Below are 22,361 nucleotides of genomic sequence, written 5' to 3'. Positions count from 1 at the left end.
GGGGATCGAAATGAGCGCGATAACAAAGCATTACCAGCACGTATGGGGCTTGACGCTGTGCTTGGCCGCCATACAAAGCCAACAAGTACAAGGTGCAGCAACGGACTTGGCTGACGCGCCCCTGTATACCGCTAGTACGGCAAATGCGATTAAACCCGACATCATGTTCATGCTTGATGATTCAGGTTCAATGAGCTGGAATTATGTACCGGATTACGTTAATGACAACTTGTGCGTTAACACGGTAGCGACCAGTGCTACTACCGGCTTGGGGGTATGCCAGTATGGCCTGCCACCATTCATGAGTCCTGACTTTAATAAGCAGTACTACAATCCTGAAATTTACTACCGTCCGCCGCTAAAGCCCGACCTTACTGGGCCTTATGACCCCCAGAATCCAACTTCTGCTCAGACTGACGTATATGGAGTTCAACAAACTAATTTCCAAGGTTATTCGGCGGGCACCGTTAATCTGACTACTCAGTGGCCTGATGTACGGTGGTGTCCAAGTTCGACATTTTCATCAGCCACGTGCAAGTCGAATCCATCCGGAGATTTTTCGTATCCCAATACGGCATATCGCTATCCAAATAGCCTGTATTCCTACCCCCGGACAAACAGTAGCGGCAGTAGCTGGAGTAGCTATACGAATTATGTAGTGAATGGCGCGCCTTACTATTATCGAATTAATCCGTCCGAATATTGTACTGATAGCAACCTGACTACCTGTATCTATGCTTCTGCACCATCAGGTAGCTACACTTATGCGGCTCGTGTGAGATGGTGTACAGACTCCACTTTGACGAACTGTCAGGCTAAGCCTTTACCTAATTACCCATACCCCCGCTTTGTTGGTCGGTTGACAAGTAACGCCAACGGCATCATCACGGTTGGCACTGTCCCTAATAGCTATACCGTTAATAGCGTGTCGGTAGGCTCAACCGTAATTACCTCCGGTGCCGTTTCATCCGGGACTGGCGGCAACCCAAGTTCGACCTTGGCTACGGCGATTAAAGCCGCAATCAATAGCAAGGGTATTTACACTGCATATAACGATGCAACATGCAGTGATCAACCAACGGTGATCTGTATTAAGGCTGCGAGGTCCGCTGATTTCTCCGCTGTACTCTCCGTTTCACAGTCAGGGACAGGCGTTTCCGTCAGCGGCATGACACCTTGGGACAAGACCTATTCCTTTAGTCGCGTTGACATTGTGTCAAGCCGGACGACTTATCCGAAAGGTAGCGCACGCATTGACTGTACTGAGACAAATACAAACACGTGCAGCTATGCCGAAGAGTTGAAGAACTTTGCTAACTGGTTTTCCTATTACCGTACCCGTATGCAAAGCATGAAGACTGGCGCAGGCTTGGCATTTCAGTTACTGGATGACAAGTATCGTGTTGGTTTTGCGACGATTAATCAGAATAGTTATTCCAGCACTACAGGGCTTCAGCTTTATGTCGATACGTTTGATAGCACGCAGAAGCCTGCATGGTATGCGGCGCTGTACGCGGCCTCTCCGAACAATTCGACGCCGCTACGCTCGGCTTTGAAGCGGGTTGGGGACTACTACAAAGGTGTACTTAGCGGTGCGCCAGATCCTATCCCCACAAATGCAAATGGCACGCAGTTGGCATGTCAGCCGATGTATACCATCCTGACGACGGACGGCTATTGGAACGATAATTTTTCTGGAATAGGCAATCAGGACAATAGTTTAACTGACACGTCTGGCTATATATCCAGAGAATCTGGAACTTATGATGGTAATGTTTCTGGTGCCAGCGACACACTTGCCGATGTGGCCATGTATTACTACAAGACTGATTTACGCCCTTCGCTTGCAAATCAGGTGGCTCGCTCAGCGACTGATCCAGCTATTCATCAGCATATGACTACTTTTACCTTGGGTCTTGGGGTTGATGGTTATATGAAGTATGACCCGATCTATGGTCTGGTAGGATCTGATTTGAGCGGAGACTTTGCCAAGATCACGCGTGGCGATTCGGGCTGCGCATGGGCAAGCGGAGTATGTAATTGGCCCAAACCTGTTGGAGATACCCTTTCGGCGGTGGATGATTTGTGGCATGCCGCAGTAAATGGTCATGGTCGTTACTATAGTGCTGCTGATCCCGTGGCACTCCGCAACGGCATTGCGGATGCACTGAATAGAATTGGTGCCGCAAGAGGGACTGGTGCCGCAGCGGCAACGAGTACACCAAATATTACGCAAGTCGATCGAGTGATCCTGAGTGCCTCTTACAACTTGGATCCCGGTACCGATGACTGGAGTGGTGAAGTTGAGTTGAGTGTAATCAACCTCGACACGAAAGATGCTGACCCTCATTATGTATGGCTCGCCCAAACCAAGCTCGATACGCTGTCGCCAGCCAGCCGTAGGGTGCTGACGTTCAATGGAAATGGGGCCTTACCAAAGGATTTTTTTTGGTCTTCGCTTACATCGACAGAGCAGGCCTATCTAACTAATAAGGGTGGGTTGTTAACCCAGTATGCTTTGCTACCAGCGTCAGATCAGGCAAATTTGAACAGTGGCGAAAATATACTTAACTTTATCCGCGGAGATCAGACTTATACCACCAGCCCAAGTCAAATCATGCGTAAGCGCCAACATAAGCTTGGGCCAATAATCAATGCCCGACCCGCTTATGTCAGAGTGCCTAACAAGAATTACGCCGATGCGGGCTACGGCGATTATAAAACCCAGCAGGCTGGTCGCCCTGCGCGTGCATACATCGCGGCAAATGATGGCATGTTGCATGCCTTCGATGCGAACATGACATTTCTTACGTCGACAGATGCGGCAACGGGTGAACAAACATCGGTGCCGCAGCCAACGGGGCGTGAGCTTGATGAAAAGTGGGCTTACGTGCCACGTATCGTGATGCCTACCTTGCCGCTATTGGCTGAACAGCATTACGGATCTCACCAGAAGTTTACGGTGGATGGCTCTCCAGTCACGGCGGATGCATTTATTAATGGGGATTGGCATACCGTTCTCGTGGGCGGGTTGAATAAGGGCGGGCGTGGTTACTACGCCTTGGATGTGACAAATCCAGATGCGCCGAAGGTGCTGTGGGAGTTCTGCTCGGACAGCTCATTGTGTCCGGGGCGAAGTGATGGTGATTTAGGCTATACCTTTGGAAATCCGATTGTTACAAAGAATGCTGCTGGAACCTGGGTGGTGTATTTCACCTCTGGGTTGAACAACGTACCTGGCGCGACACCTGGCGGCGAAGGGAAGGGCTACCTCTATCAGTTGGATCTTGCGACCGGAGCCTTGCTGAATAAAGTCAGTACCGGTGTTGGATCTAGCGCTACGCCAAGTGGATTGATGAAGATCACTGGCTGGGTCGAGGCACCGACAACCAACAATACTGTCACCTTCATCTATGGTGGGGATCAGCTTGGCAACCTCTGGCGCTTTGATGTAAGCAACGCCTCAACCTCGATACCTGCACCAGTTCGGATGGCTGGTTTAAAGAATCCATCGGGATCAATCGAACCGGTTACCGTAGAGCCAACGCTTGGTTATTGTGGTGGTCAGAAGATGGTATTTCTCGGTACGGGTCGACTACTGGGGACCAGTGACCTGGGCGATAACAGCGTACAGACTATCTATGCAATTAAGGATTCTGCAACCAATCTGGGTGACAATGTTCGGACTAACAACATGGTCCAACAAAGTGTAGCTTCGGGTAGTGGTTCGCCGCAGAGTCGAGTCTTTACCAATTTGCCGTTTGATGCCAGTAGTCGAAATGGTTGGTACATGGATCTGACCGCTCAGCCTGGCGAAAAGGTTACCGTGAATCCAAGGTGGCTATTGGGGCATTTGTATATATACGGTAATTACCCACTCACCGTCGATGCATGTCAACCAGGTGGAACTGCCGTCTTGTATAACATAGAGGCTTGTACTGGCGCGGCCCAATCTACCGCATTCAATGCGATGGTGGTGGGGAGCTCTCAGTACTGTTATGGAACTGACTGTGTCAATCAGACAATGCAGGTTGATAAAACACATATCGTAACCCCTGCCAGCCCAGGGCCTGGGGGGAGCACGGGAGTTCGTGTCTCTTGGAGAGAAGTCCTGGAATAGAAGGTAGCCATGCAAAAAGGGCCCCATGTTTGGGGCCCTTTCTTTATAAGTTGATCGATAACCCGTGCAAACAGAAGAAATCAATCATCATGGCCATGGTGATGCTTTCTTTTGTGCTGGCCCAGATGGCGGCCATTCTCGTGTTTGTCGACATAAACAACCTCGCGCTCGCGTACCACACGGGTTTCCTGTTTCTTGCTTGCTGATGAGCCGATCGCAGCACCGGTAGCGCCGCCGATTGCGCCGCCGACGATCGCGCCATCCCGGCCGCCAACCTTGCTGCCAATCGCGGTGCCAAGTGCACCGCCGACCGCGCCGCCGAGCACGGCATTGCCATCGATATCGCCGGCGTGGGCGGAAAGGCCTGCACAAAGCAGGGTGGAGGTGGCCAGGGTGACAATTAGTTTCATGCTGAATTCCTGTATTGGGGGATATAGGTCGCTATCAGTACGCGAGATGATCGCGTTTGGGTACTGAACCGGACCTGAATTGAATGCCGAAAGCAACGACGCCGCATCTTTTGATGCGGCGTCGTCTGAGGCCGGCCAGCTTATCAGGCAGATAGGCGGCGGCGGAATAGCGGGATGGGTTGGTCCACGCCTGTTTGGTAGGTTTCCGAGAAATCATTGAGGCCGACGAGGGCATCATCGAGATTCTTGTCGGCACGCACGGCGTAGGCGTTGAAGCCGCAACGTGCCAGGTAAAACAGTGTGTCCTTGAATATGTCGCCGATGGCGCGCAGTTCGCCATGATAGCCGTGTCGCTCACGCAACAGCCGGCCGGTGGAGAAGCCTCGGCCATCCATGAAGCTCGGGAAATCCACGGCGATGACAGCGAGCTGAGCCAGGTCTGCTGCAATCGCCTCTGGCTCGTCATCCGGTGACAGCCAGACACCGATGTCCGAGCCCCGCGCGAGCAGGGCGTCACGCTGTGCAAGCCACTGCTGGAGCGGCACGATCACGGCGCCTGACGATGGGACCGCAGGCAAGGCGCCATCGTCGCTGAGACGTAGCAAGGTGTAACGGTCGTCGATGATCTGACGGTCTTTAATGAGCCTTGGCATATACGCGCTCCTTGAATGGGTCGATACCAATACGGCGGACCGTGTCGATAAACAGTTCGTCCTCGTGGCGTTGCGCCAGGTAGACCGAGAGAATCTTTTCGATCACGTCGGCCATCTCTTCCTGTGCGAAGCTGGGGCCGATCACCTTGCCAAGTGCCGCATGGGCGCCCTGGGAGCCACCAAGCGATACCTGGTACCACTCGGAGCCATTCTTGTCGACGCCAAGGATGCCGATGTTGCCGATATGATGATGCCCACAGGCATTCATGCAGCCAGAGATGTTCAGGTCCAGTTCGCCGATGTCGTAGACGTAGTCCAGCTGGTCGACGCGCTGCTGGATGGCCTCGGCGATCGGGATCGATTTGGCGTTGGCCAGTGCGCAGAAATCGCCGCCGGGGCAGCAGACGATGTCGGTCACGAGGCCGATGTTTGCCGTGGCAAAGCCTTGTGCCTTGGCTTGCTCCCAGATATTGAACAGATCAGACTGCTTGACGTCGGCGAGGATCAGGTTCTGTTCGTGGCTGACGCGCAGTTCGCCAAAGCTATATTGGTCTGCCAGGTCCGCAACGGCATCCATCTGGTCTGCCGTCGCATCGCCGGGGGGTACACCGGTCTTCTTCAGCGACAGAGTGACCGAGGCGTAGCCCGGGACCTTGTGGGTGCGCACATTGCGTTCAACCCATTTGGCAAAGGCCTTGTTGCTATCGACTTCGGCACGGAAGGTGGCGTCTTCGGCAGGCAGCTTTTCATAGGCTGGCGCGGTGAAGAACGCATCGATGCGTGCGAATTCTTCGTCTGGCACGGTTGCCGGGCCATCCTTGAGATGCGCCCATTCTTCTTCGACCTTCTGGGCGAAATTCTCCGGGCCCAGTGCCTTCACCAGGATCTTGATACGGGACTTGTACTTGTTGTCGCGACGGCCATAGCGGTTGTAGACGCGCAGGATGGCTTCGAGATAGGTGATGATGTGTTCGCGCGGCAGGAACTCGCGGATCACCGCGCCGATGATCGGTGTGCGGCCCAGGCCGCCGCCGACGATGACCTGGAAGCCCAGTGAGCCGTCCGAATCCTTCACGATATTGAGGCCGATGTCGTGCACGAGCACCGCTGCGCGATCTTCCACCGCGCCATTGACGGCAATCTTGAACTTGCGTGGCAGGTGGGCGAATTCAGGGTGGAAGGTCGACCACTGGCGAATCAGCTCGCAATAAGGGCGTGGATCGACGACCTCATCTGCGCTGACGCCGGCGAACTGGTCCGACGTGGTGTTGCGGATGCAATTGCCCGATGTCTGGATGGAGTGCATCTGGACGGATGCGAGGTGCCCGAGAATTTCCGGCACCTTTTCCAGCAAGGGCCAGTTGAACTGGATGTTCTGGCGGGTGCTGAAGTGGCCATAGCCGCGGTCGTAGGTACGCGCGATGAAAGCCAGCTTGCGCAGCTGGGCGGTACGCAGATGGCCGTAGGGAATGGCGATGCGCAGCATCGGCGCGTGGCGCTGGATGTAGAGGCCATTTTGCAGGCGCAGCGGGCGGAACTCGTCTTCTGTCAGTTCCCCGGCCAGATAACGGCGCGTCTGATCGCTGAACTGCCGGACGCGATCATCGACGATGCGCTGGTCGATTTCATCGTAAACGTACATGCGGTGTATCCCTTATATCGGCCGGCAGAGCCAGGCCAGCCTTTTTTTCACTGGTTCGCGAGGATAGCAGACTATGCTTATGCAAAAAAATAATGAATATGTATATGTTTAGCTGACGGCGTTATAACTCGAGCCAGCTGCGGCGGGGTCTCTCGATGGCAAAGGGCGCACTGCAGCGCCCTTGTTCAGCGAGCATGCCGTCTGGCTGAATCAGATCTTCCTGACGTGCAAGCCACATTCCTTGGTCTCGGGATTTTCCCACCACCAGCGGCCGGCACGTACGTCCTCACCCATGGAGATGGCACGGGTACAGGGGGCGCAGCCGATCGAGGGATAGTGCTTGTCGTGCAGCTCGTTGTAGGGCACGTTGTTGCCGCGGATATATTCCCAGACTTCCTTTTCCGTCCAGTCGATCAGCGGGTTGAATTTCTCTAGCCCGTTGTCGCGGTCGTATTCCTGTTCTGCAAGGTCGGTGCGCGTCGTGGCTTGCTGGCGGCGTAGGCCGGTCACCCAGGCCTTCTTGCCGGCCAGGGCGCGCTGCAGCGGCTCGATCTTACGGATGCGGCAGCATTCCTTGCGCATCTCGATGCTGTTGTAGAACGCGTTGATGCCATGTTGATTGACGAACTGTTCGGTCGCCGCGGTGTTCGGGAAGTAGATCTTGACCGGGGCGGCAGGGTAGGTCTCGCCCGTCTTCTGCAGCAGCGTGTAGGTTTCCGCTGGCAGCCTGCCGGTGTCGAGGCTGAATATCTCGATTGCATGTCCGCCTTTGGCGATCAGGTCGGTGATGACCATGTCTTCCGCGCCCAGGCTGTTGGCGAAGACGGCTGGGCTGTATTCGGCGGCGATCTTGGCCAGCAGGACGTTGGCGCGTTCAATTTTCTCTTGCAGACTCACAGGTGTTCTCCAGTCGTTGAATCAGACAACCAGCTTGGCGCCGACGATGGCGAGCATGATCGCCAGTGCCGGGCGCAGCACCTTGTCGGGCACGCCGCCGGACAGATGGCTACCGATATAAATGCCGGGCAGCGAGCCGCACAGCAGGTTGCCGAGCAGATGCCAGTCGATGTTGCCCAGGCCGGCATGACCAAGGCCGGCAACCAGCGTCAGCGGGACGGCGTGGGCGATTTCCGTGCCGACCAGCCTGACGGTCGGGATCAGCGGGTACAACATGAACAGGGCAACCGTGCCGAGCGCGCCGGCACCGATCGAGGTCAAGGTGACGATCACGCCAAGGGTGACGCCGGTCAGTACCGTCAGTACCGCCAGTTTGCGATCGCTCATTTGCAGCCAGTCGCCGGCATGACGCTGAGCGAATTTGAGCAGCTGCTGCTTGAAGATGATGGCAATCGCGGTGACGAATAGCGCAAAGCCCAGCGTGCGCTTGATCAGCACATTCATGGCTTGCACGTCGGTATGGAGGTGGTGCAGCACCCACAGGGTCAGGATGGCCGCCGGCACGCTGCCGAGGGCAAGCCGGCCGGTGAGGCGCCAGTCAATATTGCGGTGCTTGTGGTGAACCACCACGCCACCAGCCTTGGTGATGGCTGCATACAGCAGATCGGTGCCGACCGCGGTGGTGGGGCTGACGCCAAAGAACAGCAGGATGGGTGTCATCAGCGAACCGCCACCGACACCGGTCATGCCGACGATGAAGCCAACCGCGAGGCCCGACAATACGTACACCAGTTCCATTGCTGACAGCAGCCTTTCTCACGACGCCCAAGCAGGCGGTTATAAGTGCCGGCCATGATAACAAGCGGTTTATATGCGCTAAAGAATAATGTGTTACTATTTTATAACCAAGGGCTATTTATAAGGTTGGTCTGGCAATGAAGCTCCAGCAGTTGCGATATCTGGTCGAAGTCTCGAAGCAAGGGCTGAACGTCTCGGATGCGGCAGAAAAGCTGCACACATCGCAGCCCGGTATCAGCAAGCAGATTCGCCTGTTGGAAGACGAGCTGGGCGTCCAGGTGTTCATTCGCAACGGCAAGCGCGTGGTTGATGTGTCGCCGCCCGGACGCGAAATACTGCGGATCGCCGAACGCATCTTGCGTGAGGCCGGCAATCTCAAGCGTGTTGGCGACGAATTTGCCAACGAATCGGCAGGCAGCCTGACCATCGCGACGACCCACACCCAGGCGCGTTATGCCTTGCCCAAGGTCATCAAGCGTTTCGTCGAGCTATATCCCAAGGTGAGGCTGTCGATCAAGCAGGGTAGCCCGACGCAGATCTGCGACATGGTCGTGTCGGGCGAGGCGGATATCGCGATTGCGACAGAGGGTATCGAGCTGTATTCCGAGCTGATCATGCTGCCGTGTTACGACTGGAACCGCAGTATCGTGGTACCCGCCGGCCACCCCTTGCTGGCGGTCGACCACCCGGTGACGATAGAGGAGATCGCTGCATATCCCGTCATCACCTACGACTTTGCCTTTACCGGCCGCTCCAAGATCAATCGCGCCTTCGAATCCCGCGGTATTGCGCCGAACGTGGTGCTGACGGCCATCGATACCGACGTGATCAAGACTTACGTCAGCCTGGGCCTGGGCGTGGGCGTCATCGCCAGCATGGCGTTCGAGCCGGAGCGTGATACCAGCCTGCGGGCGATCGACGCGAGCCACCTGTTCGACCCCAGCACCACCCGCATCGGGGTGCGCAAGGATGCCTACCTGCGCGGCTACACCTATGCCTTCATCGAATTGTTCGCACCGCACCAGTCGCGGGCGACAGTCGAGCAGGCGATGGGGCGCGGCGGCGACTGAGTACCCCGTCGCGCACGAGGCTTTGTGGGGTGAAGCGTAGCGCAGCGTCCGGTGTGTACAGATAATAGGTGTGCATGAGCACACCGAACTGTGCAGGCTTCCTGGCCCGCACAGCAAGATCGTGAACAGACACCGGGTAAGCTATCCTGCCCGTATATACACGGCCCGCCGAACTGGCGGGCTTTGTTTTTCCCGAGCGTTGACACGTTCAAGCTGCTTGCTCTAAATTTAACAAATTAACGTTTACGTTAACGTAATATTTGGCACAGAGCCGTGCCGGCGTGGTCCAAGCAAAATCCGCCCCGATTGGTTTCCGCCGTCCAATAATGAAAAGGAATGCAGTCGCGGACCATGCCTGCGCCGTACTGGTGCGCATTGCGCCCTGGTCAGCCGGGTTGGCAGTTGGTGTCAACGCGAGCTGGCGCCAGTCGCGGAATAATCACACTCATCGTCATCACAGCCGCCGCAAGAGCGGACGACACGCAAATCTAAGGAGACCAGGAATTGAGCACGCCCACCGTAAAGCTGCTGATCAACGGCGAGTTTGTCGAATCGAAGACCGGCAAGTGGAAAGACATCATCAACCCCGCCACGCAGGAGGTGCTGGCCTGCGTGCCGTTTGCCACACCGGATGAGGTCAACGCCGCTGTCGCGAGCGCCAAGGAAGCGTTCAAGACCTGGCGCAAGACGCCGATCGGCACCCGCGCGCGCATCTTCCTCAAGCTGCAGCAATTGATCCGCGAGAACATGGCCGACCTGGCTGCCACGCTCACGGCCGAGCAGGGCAAGACGCTGGCTGATGCCGAGGGGGATGTCTTCCGCGGCCTCGAAGTGGTCGAGCACGCCGCCAACATCGGCTCGCTGCAGCTGGGTGAGCTGGCCGAGAATGTCGGCAACGGCATCGACACCTATACCATTCAGCAGCCGCTCGGCGTGTGCGCCGGCATTACGCCGTTCAACTTTCCGGCGATGATCCCGCTGTGGATGTTCCCGATGGCCATCGCCACCGGCAATACCTTCGTGCTGAAGCCCTCGGAGCAGGACCCGATGGTGACGATGAAACTCGTCAAGCTGGCTCTCGATGCCGGCATCCCGCCGGGCGTGCTGAACGTGGTGCATGGCGGCGAGGACGTCGTCAATGCGATCTGCGATCATCCTGACATCAAGGCGGTGAGTTTTGTTGGCTCGACCAAGGTGGGAACGCACGTCTACCACCGCGCCACGATGAGCGGCAAGCGCGCGCAGTGCATGATGGGGGCGAAGAATCACGCCGTGGTGCTGCCCGATGCGAACAAGGACCAGGCGTTGAACGCCTTGGTGGGCGCGGGCTTCGGCGCAGCCGGGCAGCGCTGCATGGCGACCTCGGTGGCGGTGCTGGTGGGCGAGGCGAACAGCTGGATTCCGGAACTGGTGGAAAAGGCCAGTGCACTGCGCGTGGGGGCCGGCAAGGACAACCTCGACCTGGGCCCTGTGATTTCCTGTACGGCGAAGGACCGCATCGAATTGCTGATTCAGAAGGGCGTGGAGCAGGGCGCCAAGCTCGAGCTCGATGGCCGTTACGTCACGGTGCCGGGCTACGAGCAGGGCAACTTTGTCGGTCCGACGATCTTCAGCGGCGTGAAGCCCGGCATGGCGGTCTACGACCAGGAAATCTTCGGCCCAGTGCTCGTGCTGGTTAGCGTCGATACGCTCGACGAGGCGATCGAGTTCATCAACACCAATCCAAACGGCAACGGTACTGCCTTGTTCACACAATCGGGCGCTGCGTCGCGCAGGTTCCAGCAGGATGTCGATGTCGGCCAGGTCGGCATCAATGTGCCGATCCCGGTGCCGGTGCCACTGTTCAGCTTCACCGGCTCGCGCGGCTCCAAGCTTGGCGACCTGGGGCCGTATGGCAAGCAGGTGATCCTGTTCTACACGCAGACCAAGACGGTGACTGAGCGCTGGTTCGACGATGCGACGACGGCCGGCAAGGTCAACACGACGATTTCGCTGCACTGACCATGGCGATTTTCGAGCCCGCCGAGGCGGATTTCGCCGTCCGCACCCGCGCCAGCTTTGGTCGCCAGCAGGCCATGCACCTGCTCGGCGCCGTGATGACTCGGGTCGAGGCCGGCCGCGTCGAGATCGAGTTGCCGCATAAACCCGAGCTGACGCAACAGCATGGTTTCTTTCACGGCGGCATCGTCGCTACGATTGCCGATTCGGCCGGCGGCTATGCGGCGTTCACGCTGTTTCGGCCGGATGCGTCGATCCTGACCGTCGAGTTCAAGATCAATCTGGTCGCGCCGGCCGACGGCGAACGGCTGATTGCGATCGGCCAGGTGAAGAAACCGGGCCGCACGCTGACCGTGTGCGAATTCGAGGTGCTGGCCGAGAAGGCCGGCAAACGCAAACCCTGCGCCTACGGGCTGCAGACCCTGATGTGCCTGCGCGATCGGCCCGATATCGCCGAAGCGGGCTAGGATGACCTGATGTCCAGATTGAACCCACCCTTCGAGACCGCCTATATCGGCAGCGTGTTGTTCACGCTCGGCTTTTTGAGCGGCAAGCAGCCCGACGCCAAGCTCTCGAACAAGGCGGTCTGCCAGCTGCAGCAGAAGCCTTACGACACCTTGCTGGGCGAGCTGTTCACCGCCTGGCAGGGGCGCAATTTTCTGATCGAGTTCAAGCGCGCGCAGAGCGAGGTGACGCGCGAGCTCTACAAGCCCGATAGGCGCCGCCTGCTGGCCACGCTGGCGCACCCCGAGCACAAGGCCATGCGCGAGCTGGCTGCCCGGCTGCATTTCCTCGGCTTCGGCGCGCAGGACGACAATGGCCAGCGCGATCTTGGCTTCATCCCCTATGCGCTGATCCCTGAATTTCGCTCGGGGGTCTGCGACATCATGCTGCTCAATCATTTCTGCCTGAAACTCCTGCGTTCGGGCAAGGATGCAACGCTCGGCTGCACTGCGGCCGAGCTGCAGGCCTATCTCGACTTCATGGAAGATGAGGAGCTGATCGGCGAGGCCATCGGGTTCTCCGGCTTCATCATCAACATCAGCGACAGCGGCATCAAGCTGATCGACGCGGATCGCCACGGCTTGCTTGCGGCAGAGCTTGACCCGGGGCTGCCTTCGTCCGATGACGATGGCCGCGACGACGGGAGGTGACGATGGATTTCGAACTCAGCGACGACCAGCTTGCCTTCCAGCGCAGTGCGCGCGATTTCGCCCAAGCCGAGCTGGCGCCGCATGCCGCGCACTGGGACGAGACATGCATCTTCCCGACCGAGGTGATTGGCCGCGCGGGCGAGCTCGGCTTCTGCGGCCTCTACACCCCGGAGAGCGCCGGCGGACTGGGCCTGTCGAGGCTCGACGCGGCCATCATCTTTGAAGAGCTGGCCGCGGGCTGCACCTCCACCGCAGCCTATATCACGATCCACAATATGGCGACCTGGATGGTGGCGAGCTGGGGCCGGCCCGAGATCGTTGCTGAGTGGTGCCCGGCGCTGGCCACCGGGCAGAAGCTCGCCTCCTATTGCCTGACCGAGCCGGGGGCCGGGTCGGATGCGGCCAGCCTCAAGACCAGCGCGGCGCGCGATGGCGACGATTATGTGCTCAACGGTGCCAAGGCCTTCATCTCCGGTGCAGGCAGCACCGATCTGCTGGTCGTGATGGCACGTACCGGCGAGCCGGGGGCAAAGGGCATCTCGGCCTTTGCCGTGCCGGCGAAGCTGCCCCGCATCAGCTATGGCAAGAAGGAAAGCAAGATGGGCTGGAACAGCCAGCCCACCCGCATCGTCAACTTCGACAATGTGCGGCTGCCGGCAGCCAACCGGCTTGGCGACGAGGGCGAAGGCTTCAAGATCGCGATGAAGGGCATCGATGGCGGCCGCATCAATATCGGCACCTGCTCGATCGGCGCCGCCCAGGCCGCGCTCGACGCCGCCGCGCGCTATATGCAGGAGCGCAGCCAGTTCGGCAGGAAACTGGCCGAGTTCCAGGCGCTGCAGTTCAAGCTCGCCGACATGGTTACCGAGCTCGTCGCCGCACGGCAGATGATCCGCCTCGCCGCGTCCAGGCTCGATGCCAAGGCGCACAACGCGAGCGCCTACTGCGCGATGGCCAAGCGCTTTGCCACCGATGTCGGCTTCAAGGTCTGCGTCGACGCGCAGCAGATTTTCGGCGGCTATGGCTACATCAAGGACTACCCGCTCGAACGCTATGTCCGTGATACCCGCGTGCATCAGATACTCGAAGGCACCAACGAAATCATGCGCGTGATCATCGGCCGCGAGGCCTTGAAGGACGGCGCGCTCGACGACCTGCGCTAGGCGCCGCTTGCCGCGCCAGCGGTCTCTTTTTCAGTAACGCTGTCGGGCTGCGGCCCGACATACAAGGACATCCCATGACCGACCTGCTGACACTCGAAAAACTTGGCCACACGGCCCTGCTCACCATCAACAACCCACCCGCTAACACCTGGAACGCTGACAGCCTGACTGCGCTCAAGCGCATCGTTGGCGAGCTCAATGCCGATCCTGCCATTTATGCGCTGGTGATCATAGGGCAGGGCGAGAAGTTCTTCTCGGCCGGTGCCGACCTGAACCTGTTCGCCGACGGCGACATCGGCAATGCCCGCAATATGGCGCGCGTGTTTGGCGAGGCTTTCGAGACGCTGGCGCAGTTTCGTGGCGTGTCGATCGCCGCGATCAACGGCTATGCCATGGGCGGCGGGCTCGAAGTGGCGCTGGCCTGCGATATCCGCATCGCCGAGGAACAGGCGCAGATGGCGTTGCCGGAAGCCGCCGTCGGCCTGCTGCCCTGCGCCGGTGGCACGCAGAACCTGTCCTGGCTGGTTGGCGAGGGCTGGGCCAAGCGCATGATCCTGTGCGGCGAGCGCGTCACCGCCGAGAAGGCACTGCAGATCGGCCTGATCGAAGAAATCGTGCCCAGGGGCGGCGCGCGCGAGGCCGCGCTGGCACTGGCTGGCAGGGCCGCCAACCAGAGCCCGGTCAGCGTGGCCAAGTGCAAGGCGCTGATCCAGCAGGCGCGCTTCCAGCCGATGTTCCATGCGCTGCCGGCGGAACGCGAGGCCTTTGCCGATCTGTTCCATACTGAGGATCAGAAGGAGGGTGTCAGCGCCTTCCTGCAGAAACGCAAGCCAGAATGGAAAAACCGATGAGCGACGAATCCGTACTGTTCGAAACCCGGCCGACGAGCAACGGCCGGCAGCTCGGCGTGATCACGCTAAACGCCGAAAAATCGCTGAACGCCTTGAGCCTGCCGATGGCCGAGGCGATCTACGACCAGCTGATGGCCTGGGAGGAGCACGCCGAGATAGCCTGCATCGTCATGCAGGCGGCGGGTGACAAGGCGTTCTGCGCCGGCGGTGACATCGTCGCCCTGTATCAGGCGATCAACGAGGGCGCCGCGTCGAGCTATATCGAGACCTTTTTCGAACTCGAATACCGGCTCGACTACCTGATCCACACCTACACCAAGCCCATCCTGTGCTGGGGCCATGGCATCGTGATGGGCGGCGGGCTCGGGCTGATGGCGGGTGCCTCGCACCGAGTGGTCACCGAGAAATCGCGCATCGCCATGCCCGAGATCAGCATCGGCCTCTACCCCGATGTCGGCGGCTCATGGTTCCTGAACCGCATGCCGGGGCGCGTCGGGCTCTACCTCGGCCTGACCGGGGCCAGCCTCAACGCGGCCGATGCGCTGTATGTGAAGCTGGCCGACCACTATGTCGAGCATGTGGAGCAGGCCGCCCTGTTCGAGGATCTGCTCAAGCTCGACTGGGCCGACGATTACCACCAGAACCACGGCAAGCTGTCCAAGCTGTTACGCGGCCATCGCGGCAAGTACCCCCTGCCGGAGTCGCCGGTGCGCCAGCATTTCGATTTCATCAATGCCGTGACCGATTACGACAGCGTCGAGGAAATCGCGGCGGCGCTGGCCAACCACCAGCTCGATGATGCCTGGATTCAACGCGGCACCCAGGCGCTGCTCAAGGGCTCACCCAGCTCGGCCAAGGTGATCTTCGAAATCCATCGGCGCGCCATGCACATGTCACTGGAAGAGGTGTTTGCCATGGAGCTGGGGCTGTCGATCCAGTTCTGCCTGCACCCGGACTTGCGCGAGGGCGTCCGAGCCTTGCTGATCGACAAGGACAACGCGCCGAAATGGTCGCCGCCGACGCTGGGCGAGGTCAGCGCGGCCTACGTCGAGGAACACTTTCTGCCACCGTGGCCGCAGGATAAGCACCCGTTCAAGGCGTGGTGACAAGCTCCGCCGGCAATAGGTGACGATCCAGCCGCCGCAGAGTGGCGCTACCTGGGTTCTACCCGGGTGCTCCAGGCGGCGCCAAGGCACAGACAACAAAGGAGACAATATGAATCACGTTGCATTCATCGGCTTGGGCCATATGGGCGGGCCGATGGCGCTGAATCTGATCAAGGGCGGCTATCGGCTCACCGTGTTTGACCTGGTGCCGGCCGCGCTCGACAAGGCGCGCGAGGGTGGGGCGGCGGTTGCGGCCTCGGCGGCCGAAGCAGTCAGGGATGCCGACTTCGTGATCTCGATGCTGCCGGCCAGCCCGCATGTCGAAGACCTCTATCTTGGCCGCGGCCAGCTGCTCGCGCACGCCAAGCCTGGCGCGCTGTTGATCGACTGCTCGACGATCGCGACGCAGACCGCGGTCGAGGTGAGCAAGGCCGCGGCCGCCAAGGGCTTCGACATGATCGACGCGCCGGTGTCGGGTGGCACGGCCGGTGCCGCTGCAGGCACGCTGACCTTCATCGTCGGCGGTACTGACGCGGCGCTCGAACGCGCCCGCCCGCTGCTGGAGAAGATGGGCAAGAACATCTTCCATGCGGGCGACCACGGCGCCGGGCAGACGGCCAAGATCTGCAACAACATGCTGCTGGCGATCCACATGATCGGCACGGCCGAGGCGCTGAACCTCGGTGTATCGCTGGGGCTCGACCCCGGGGTGTTGTCCGAGATCATCCAGAAGAGCTCCGGCCGCAACTGGAGCACCGAGCTGTACAACCCCTGGCCCGGCGTGATGGAGAATGTGCCGGCGAGCCGTGGCTACGAAGGCGGCTTCGGGGTCGACCTGATGCTCAAGGACCTGGGGCTGGCGCTGGAAGCCGGGCTGCAGGGCAAGGCGCCGACGCCGCTGGGGGCCGCTGCGCGCAACCTGTACCATCTGCACAGCCAGGCGGGCGGCGGCGCGCTCGATTTCTCTAGCATCCTCAAGCTGTTGCAGAAGCACTGATCGGCCTCTGCCCCAAAACACAAAGCCGGCAGTTAGCCGGCTTTGTGTTTTCCCGGGGCCCGTTTGGTCAGGTGGGGAAGTCTTCCTTGCGCAACAGGAACACGAAACCGTCGCCACCGCTGGTTTCGAGCCAGGTGAACGGCAGTTCCGGATAGGCTGCTTCGAGCACCTCGCGGTTGTGGCCGATCTCGACCACCAGCAGGCCATGTTCGTTGAGCAGCGTCGGTGCCTGTTCCAGGATGACGCGGGTGGCGTCGAGGCCGTCATCACCCGAGCCGAGTGCGAGTTCTGGCTCCTGCAGGTATTCCGCCGGCAGGGCCGCGACCGATTCGGCATCGACATAAGGCGGGTTGCTCACGATCAGATCGTAGCGGCGGTCCGCCACGGCCTCGAACAGGTCGGATTGGATCAGCTCGATGCGGTCTTCCAGGTCATAGTCCGTCACGTTGCGTGCGGCGACCTCGAGCGCATCGGTGGACAGGTCGACGGCATCGACCAGCGTATCGGGGAACAGGTCTGCCATCATGATCGCCAGGCAGCCCGAGCCGGTGCACAGGTCCAGCGCGGTGTGGATCAGCTCGGGATATTCGACCCACGGCACCAGCTGATCGCGCAACAGCTCGGCGATGAACGAACGCGGGACGATCACGCGCTCATCGACGTAAAAACGGTAGTCGCCAAGCCAGGCCTCGTTGGTGAGGTAGGCGGCGGGCTTGCGCTCCTCGACGCGGCGGCGCAGCACCTCGACCACCCGCACGACTTCTTCCGGCAGCAGGCGGGCGTCGAGGAAGGGTTCGAGGCGGTCGATCGGCAGGTGCAGCGTGTGCAGGATCAGGTAGGCTGCCTCGTCGTAGGCATCCGCGCTGCCGTGGCCGAAGTGCAGCTTGGCTTCGCAGAAGCGGCTGACGGCAAAGCGCAGCAGATCGCGTACCGTGGAAAGTTGTTCAGTGGCGTGTTGAAACATGCAATGGCCTTTATCGTGCAAGGCCTGGCAGCAGCGTCGCCAGGCCGCTGGTGATGAATTCGATGCCGACGGCGGCAAGCAGCAGGCCCATGATCCGCGTCGAAATATTGATCCCGGTGCGGCCCACCATACGGCTGATCGGCCCGGCAAGGCTGAGCGCGACATAGGTGATGGCACCGATCACGAGGCCGGCAGCGACCAGGTAGCTGTATTGCCACCAGTGCTTGATGCTGTCGGCAATGATGATGACGGTACTGATCGAGCCAGGCCCGGTCAACAGCGGGATCGCGAGCGGCACCACGGCCACACTCTCCTTGCTGCCGGCTTCGTCCGACTCTTCCTGGGTCTGGCGCGCTGGCGTGAGCTGGGCGTTGAGCATCGAGATGGCGAGCAAGAGTAGCAGAATCCCGCCGGCGGTGCGAAAACTCGCCATGCTGATGCCAAACAGCTTGATCACCCATTCGCCGGTGAAGGCCGAGATGACGATGACCAGCGCGACGGCGATGGAGGCCGTGCGGATCGTGCGTTTGCGCTGCGCCGCCGACTGGTTCTGCGTGAGGCTGATGAACAGCGGGATGGCGCCGATCGGGTTGATCAGCACCAGCAACGAGATGAAAGCCTTGAGAAATTCCATATCCAGACCCGTGAAAAGGGTGAAGTTTCAGTGTAGGCGCTGCGATCGGCGAGCGTGAGCCGGCAGGCTCAGCCCTTGCCACGCACCTGTTGCAGCACCACGATGGCGACGGCAGTGAGGATGGTCAGCATCGCACCGACCTCGGCCGCGCCGATGTGTTCGCCGCCAAGCCACCAGCCGAGAAACACGGCCACCATCGGGTTCACATAGGCATAGCTCGATGCCAGCGCTGGCCGTACATGCAGCAGCAGGAAGGAAAACGCGCTGTAGGCAATCATCGAGCCCAGCACCGTCAGGTAAGCCAGCGAGCCAATGGCCTTCCACGAAGGCATGGCCGTCAGCCTCTCACCGCAGACTACGCTGAGCAACGCCAGCGCCGCACCCGCCGCCAGCATCTGGATGGCACTCGACATCAGCCCCTTGGGCAGCTCGAGATATTTACCCCAGACCGACGCCACGGCCCAGATCGCCGCCGCGAAGATCAGCAGTGCCGCGCCGGCTGGGCTCGCCTTGAGGCTGGCGCCGAGGTTGAGCATGACGATGCCGGCGAAACCGACGAGGATGCCGAGCCACTCGAGCCGGCTCGAATGATGCCCCCAGAAGCGCGCGACCAGCACCGTCAGCAAGGGCACGATGGCCACGCCGAGCGCTGCCACCCCCGATGATATCTGCTGCTCGGCATAGGTGACGGCGCCGTTGCCGCCGGCCAGCATCATCAGGCCGATGACGGCCGCGTTGCGCGCCTGCTGCCGGCTCGGCAGCGGCTCGCCGCGCCATTTGAGCCAGGCGAACATGAGGCCGCCGGCGATCAGGAAGCGTGTCGACGCCATCATGAACGGCGGGATATCCTCGACGCCGAAACGGATGGCCAGGTAGGTCGAGCCCCAGATCAGCCAGGTCGACAGCAGGGCCAGGGCGATGGAAACGGCGGATGGTGAGCGCATGGTCTGCCAGGAGAAGGGTCCGGCGAAGCCGGACCAAAGGGCCGGATTATATGCTGGCAGCGCCTCTGCGCGCCGTTGAGGGAAATCGCAGTTAGCGCTCGACGCTATCTGCATGTAAAATGAAGGGTTTTCTCACCCGGCCATCGTTCGTGGCCGGCTTTTTCAGGATTCCACATGGCCCGATACGACAACATTCTCGAAATCGAACCGAACCACACCGGCAGCGGCTTGCGCATCGGCATCGTCATGGCGCGTTTCAACACCGACGTGTGCGAGGGCCTGCTGGCCGCTTGCACGGCCGAACTGCAACGGCTTGGCGTGAGCACCGACAATATGCTGATCGCCACCGTGCCGGGCGCGCTCGAAGTGGCGCTGACCCTCAAGACCATGGCCCAGAGCGGCAAGTTCGACGGCCTCGTGGCATTGGGCGCGGTGATCCGCGGCGAGACCTACCATTTCGAGATCGTGTCGAACGAATCGGCTGCCGGCATCACCGCGGTCGGCCTGGAAACCGACATGCCGATCGCCAACGCCATCCTCACCACCGAAAACGACGACCAGGCACTCGTGCGCATGCAGGAGAAGGGCGCTGACGCCGCTCGCGTCGTGGTGGAAATGATCAATCTGTTGAAGAAGCTGAGCAAATGAAGAGTGCACGCAGAAAGGCGCGCGAGTTCGCCGTCCAGGGGCTCTACCAGTGGCAGCTGACGCAGGATGCGCCGACGCTGATCGAAAAGAACCTCGCAGAGACCGAGAGCTTCGCCAAGAGCGATCTGGCGCTGTTCCGCAAGGTGATGTTCGGCGCGATCCTGCACGCCGAGCCGCTGCAGGGCGCGCTGTCGCCCTACCTCGATCGCGGCTGGGACGAAGTCAGCCCGGTGGAGCGCGGTGTGCTGATGGTGGCGGCGTTCGAGTTGCTGCACATGCCCGAAACGCCGTATCCGGTGATCATCAACGAGGCGATCGAGCTGTCGAAGACCTTCGGCGGCAATGAAGGCCACAAGTTCATCAACGGCGTGCTCGACAAGTTCGTCGAACAGGCGCGTGCCACCGAGGTGCAGGCCGTACGCGAAAAGCGCAACCAGCCGCGCAACTGAGCCTAGCTCAGGAAATACACATAGCCCGCGTTGTAGAACGCGTGGATCATGATCGGGGACGCAAGTCCCCGATGTCTTTCGTAGAAATAGCCGAACACCAGCGACGGTGGCAACACCAGTAGCGCATGCAGCCAGTCATGTCGCAGCAGGTGGCTGGCTGCGAAGGCCAGGCTGGCCAGCAGGTTCGCAGCGGTCACGCCGCCCCAGCGGCGCCCCGTGCGCTGCGCCAGCCACGGCTGCAGCGTGCCACGAAACACGATCTCTTCGAGCGGCGGGTAGACCAGCACCGCCAGCGCCAGTACCCACCATGCCGGCGGCTCATGGCGCACGCCGTGCGTCAGCCCGAGCGACACGCCCCAGACGATCGGCCCGAGCGCCAGGGCCAGCCAGAACTGGTCATCCCGCCAGCGGTTCATGCCCACCCCATCGCGTAGCTTGACCGTGAAGGCAGACACTTACCTGCGTGGTAGGCGATTGGCCACGAGGCCGGCTCGGCGTGCGGCGGGGATGTTGTGTCGGGGGGCCTGGAGGTCGGGCGCATCGGGCTTGCGGTGGGTGTCGAACGGCGTGCCGCAGAGGATACCAGCAAGCGTCCCGCTTGGCTGTGGCCCCGGTCGATCCGGGGCGGGATAGCGCAGGGGGGGCCGACTACACCGAATCTCACCTACATCGCTGTAGATATTTGATAATCAGTCTATCGCGAAATATTAATAAATATCATAATCGCGCGCTTTTTCTGTCGAGTTTTTATATGGGCTGACGTCGACGCGTCCGTCCAATGCGAGGAGGGATCAATGATGCGGATCGTTCGCGAGGTGTGCTGGCTGGCGCTGTTTGCTTTGCCCATGTCAGTGTCGGCACTGGAATTCTCTGGGGCCGGCTCGTCTGCCGCGGCGCCCCTGTACCAGAAATGGTCGGGTGGGTTTCAGAAGGATAGCGGCCACCTGCTGCGCTACGAGGCCGTCGGCTCCGCCAAGGGGATAGAGGCTGCGAAGGCCCGGCGCGTGGACTTCGGCGCCACCGATGTTGCGCCATCCGCAGCCGAACTGGCGAAGACGGGCCTGGTGCTGCTGCCGACCGCCATCACCGGCGTGGTGCCGGTCGTCAATCTGCCCGGCATCAAGCCGGGCCAGCTCAAGCTCAGTGGCGAGGTGCTCGCGCGCATCATGATGGCCCGCATCACGCAATGGAACGATCCGGCGATCGCTGCGCTCAACGAAGGCATGCGCCTGCCCGCCAAGCCCATCGTCGTGGTGACGCGTTCGGATGGCTCGGGCACCACCTACAACCTGAGCGACTACTTGTCGGCCGCCTCCCGCGAATGGAAAGAGAGCCTGGGTACCGGGTTCACCATCAAGTGGCCCGCCGCAACGAGCGTCAAGGGCACGGATGCGGTGGTCAGCACGGTAAAATCCACCGATGGTGCGATCGCATGTGTCGACTACGCCTATGTGATCGAGAACGGCCTGAGCGATGTCAGGCTGCAGAATGTCGACGGCAAGGCCGTCAAGGCGGAGGCGGCCTCGTTCACCGAGGCGCTGATGAACAGCACCTGGCCCAGCAAGGGCGATTTCGAGGACAGGCTGGTGGCGAAGCACGGCGCCGGCAGCTGGCCGATCACCATGGGCACCTTCGTGGTATTGCCCAGGGTTGCCGACAATGCCGCGCGCACCGGTGCCGCCGCCAATTTCCTGATCTGGGGCTTCATGCGCGGTGACAAGCTCGCCAACTCGCTGGCCTTCGTGCGCCTGCCCGATGCGGTGCAAGCCAAGGCGACCAACGCACTGGGCTCGATGCGCGATAAGAGCGGCCAGGCGCTGCCCCTGCGGTTCTTCTGAATCGGTACTGAAAAAAACAGGCCAG

21 protein-coding genes are annotated in these 22,361 nt (G+C 60.4%); 12 read left to right on the top strand and 9 right to left on the bottom strand.

The features are described from left to right. Window positions 1-10: 10 nt before the first annotated feature. The gene (locus ABWL39_RS16135; protein WP_367793539.1) at window positions 11-4,120 is read left to right on the top strand and encodes a pilus assembly protein; all 4,110 of its coding nucleotides are present in this window, start codon (window positions 11-13) and stop codon (window positions 4,118-4,120) included. A gap of 80 nt (window positions 4,121-4,200) precedes the next feature. Here the strand turns inward: ABWL39_RS16135 and ABWL39_RS16130 are convergent, their stop codons facing one another. From ABWL39_RS16130 to ABWL39_RS16110, 5 genes are all read right to left on the bottom strand, one after another. After that, on the bottom strand, window positions 4,201-4,530 hold the full coding sequence (locus ABWL39_RS16130) for a glycine zipper domain-containing protein (protein ID WP_367793536.1): 330 nt from the start codon (window positions 4,528-4,530) through the stop codon (window positions 4,201-4,203). A gap of 143 nt (window positions 4,531-4,673) precedes the next feature. Continuing rightward, window positions 4,674-5,183, bottom strand: coding sequence for a DUF934 domain-containing protein (locus ABWL39_RS16125; protein ID WP_367793533.1), 510 nt, complete (start codon window positions 5,181-5,183; stop codon window positions 4,674-4,676). Then, window positions 5,167-6,825, bottom strand: coding sequence for a nitrite/sulfite reductase (locus tag ABWL39_RS16120; protein WP_367793530.1), 1,659 nt, complete (start codon window positions 6,823-6,825; stop codon window positions 5,167-5,169). The genes ABWL39_RS16125 and ABWL39_RS16120 overlap by 17 nt, the downstream gene beginning before the upstream one ends. Window positions 6,826-7,035: 210 nt before the next feature. Beyond that, a complete protein-coding gene (locus ABWL39_RS16115; RefSeq protein WP_367793527.1) occupies window positions 7,036-7,722 on the bottom strand; it encodes a phosphoadenylyl-sulfate reductase in 687 nt (228 codons plus the stop codon). Between the two features lie 21 nt (window positions 7,723-7,743). Further along, complete coding sequence (locus ABWL39_RS16110) at window positions 7,744-8,520, bottom strand: sulfite exporter TauE/SafE family protein (RefSeq protein WP_367793524.1); 777 nt, start codon at window positions 8,518-8,520, stop codon at window positions 7,744-7,746. Window positions 8,521-8,657: 137 nt separating this feature from the next. Here ABWL39_RS16110 and cysB point away from each other — a divergent pair, with 137 nt between their 5' ends. The 8 genes from cysB (at window position 8,658) to mmsB (ending at window position 16,859) form a co-directional block, all read left to right on the top strand. Beyond that, on the top strand, window positions 8,658-9,590 hold the full coding sequence (cysB, locus tag ABWL39_RS16105; RefSeq protein WP_367793521.1) for an HTH-type transcriptional regulator CysB: 933 nt from the start codon (window positions 8,658-8,660) through the stop codon (window positions 9,588-9,590). A 504-nt stretch (window positions 9,591-10,094) separates the two neighbouring features. Then, window positions 10,095-11,591: a CoA-acylating methylmalonate-semialdehyde dehydrogenase gene (locus tag ABWL39_RS16100; RefSeq protein ID WP_367793518.1), complete on the top strand. Its 1,497-nt coding sequence runs from the start codon at window positions 10,095-10,097 to the stop codon at window positions 11,589-11,591. A gap of 2 nt (window positions 11,592-11,593) precedes the next feature. After that, entirely contained in the window at window positions 11,594-12,055 is a 462-nt protein-coding gene (locus ABWL39_RS16095) for a PaaI family thioesterase (RefSeq protein ID WP_367793515.1), read from the top strand. 9 nt (window positions 12,056-12,064) lie between these two features. Next, window positions 12,065-12,742, top strand: coding sequence for a hypothetical protein (locus tag ABWL39_RS16090; RefSeq protein ID WP_367793512.1), 678 nt, complete (start codon window positions 12,065-12,067; stop codon window positions 12,740-12,742). 2 nt (window positions 12,743-12,744) lie between these two features. Further along, a complete protein-coding gene (locus ABWL39_RS16085; protein ID WP_367793509.1) occupies window positions 12,745-13,905 on the top strand; it encodes an acyl-CoA dehydrogenase family protein in 1,161 nt (386 codons plus the stop codon). Window positions 13,906-13,979: 74 nt separating this feature from the next. After that, a complete protein-coding gene (locus ABWL39_RS16080) occupies window positions 13,980-14,756 on the top strand; it encodes an enoyl-CoA hydratase (protein WP_367793506.1) in 777 nt (258 codons plus the stop codon). Then, on the top strand, window positions 14,753-15,862 hold the full coding sequence (locus ABWL39_RS16075) for an enoyl-CoA hydratase/isomerase family protein (RefSeq protein WP_367793503.1): 1,110 nt from the start codon (window positions 14,753-14,755) through the stop codon (window positions 15,860-15,862). Before ABWL39_RS16080 ends, ABWL39_RS16075 begins: the two co-directional genes overlap by 4 nt. A gap of 109 nt (window positions 15,863-15,971) precedes the next feature. Then, a complete protein-coding gene (gene mmsB, locus ABWL39_RS16070; protein ID WP_367793500.1) occupies window positions 15,972-16,859 on the top strand; it encodes a 3-hydroxyisobutyrate dehydrogenase in 888 nt (295 codons plus the stop codon). A 67-nt stretch (window positions 16,860-16,926) separates the two neighbouring features. Here mmsB and prmB read toward each other — a convergent pair whose 3' ends face one another. The 3 genes from prmB to yedA all read right to left on the bottom strand — a co-directional run bounded on the left by prmB (window position 16,927) and on the right by yedA (window position 19,401). Further along, the gene (prmB, locus tag ABWL39_RS16065; protein WP_367793497.1) at window positions 16,927-17,823 is read right to left on the bottom strand and encodes a 50S ribosomal protein L3 N(5)-glutamine methyltransferase; all 897 of its coding nucleotides are present in this window, start codon (window positions 17,821-17,823) and stop codon (window positions 16,927-16,929) included. A 10-nt stretch (window positions 17,824-17,833) separates the two neighbouring features. Next, entirely contained in the window at window positions 17,834-18,457 is a 624-nt protein-coding gene (locus tag ABWL39_RS16060) for a YchE family NAAT transporter (protein WP_367793494.1), read from the bottom strand. Window positions 18,458-18,525: 68 nt separating this feature from the next. Next, a complete protein-coding gene (gene yedA, locus ABWL39_RS16055; RefSeq protein WP_367793491.1) occupies window positions 18,526-19,401 on the bottom strand; it encodes a drug/metabolite exporter YedA in 876 nt (291 codons plus the stop codon). 174 nt (window positions 19,402-19,575) lie between these two features. On the opposite strand from yedA, the gene ribH reads away from it, so the two are divergent. Together ribH and nusB are read left to right on the top strand one after the other, a co-directional pair. Then, window positions 19,576-20,049, top strand: a complete 474-nt coding sequence (ribH, locus tag ABWL39_RS16050; protein ID WP_367793487.1) for a 6,7-dimethyl-8-ribityllumazine synthase — start codon at window positions 19,576-19,578, stop codon at window positions 20,047-20,049. Next, the gene (gene nusB, locus ABWL39_RS16045; RefSeq protein WP_367793484.1) at window positions 20,046-20,498 is read left to right on the top strand and encodes a transcription antitermination factor NusB; all 453 of its coding nucleotides are present in this window, start codon (window positions 20,046-20,048) and stop codon (window positions 20,496-20,498) included. Before ribH ends, nusB begins: the two co-directional genes overlap by 4 nt. Before the next feature lie 2 nt (window positions 20,499-20,500). On the opposite strand, the gene mrtJ is transcribed toward nusB, so the two are convergent. Beyond that, entirely contained in the window at window positions 20,501-20,953 is a 453-nt protein-coding gene (gene mrtJ / locus ABWL39_RS16040) for a JDVT-CTERM system glutamic-type intramembrane protease (protein ID WP_367793480.1), read from the bottom strand. Between the two features lie 339 nt (window positions 20,954-21,292). Between mrtJ and pstS the strand changes: the two genes are divergently transcribed. Beyond that, entirely contained in the window at window positions 21,293-22,336 is a 1,044-nt protein-coding gene (gene pstS / locus ABWL39_RS16035; RefSeq protein ID WP_367793478.1) for a phosphate ABC transporter substrate-binding protein PstS, read from the top strand. The last annotated feature ends 25 nt before the right edge of the window (window positions 22,337-22,361 follow it).

Origin of the sequence: Chitinivorax sp. PXF-14 (genome assembly GCF_040812015.1) — a bacterium.
GTDB lineage: Bacteria > Pseudomonadota > Gammaproteobacteria > Burkholderiales > SCOH01 > JBFNXJ01.
This window is presented reverse-complemented; position numbering and strand designations above follow the sequence as displayed.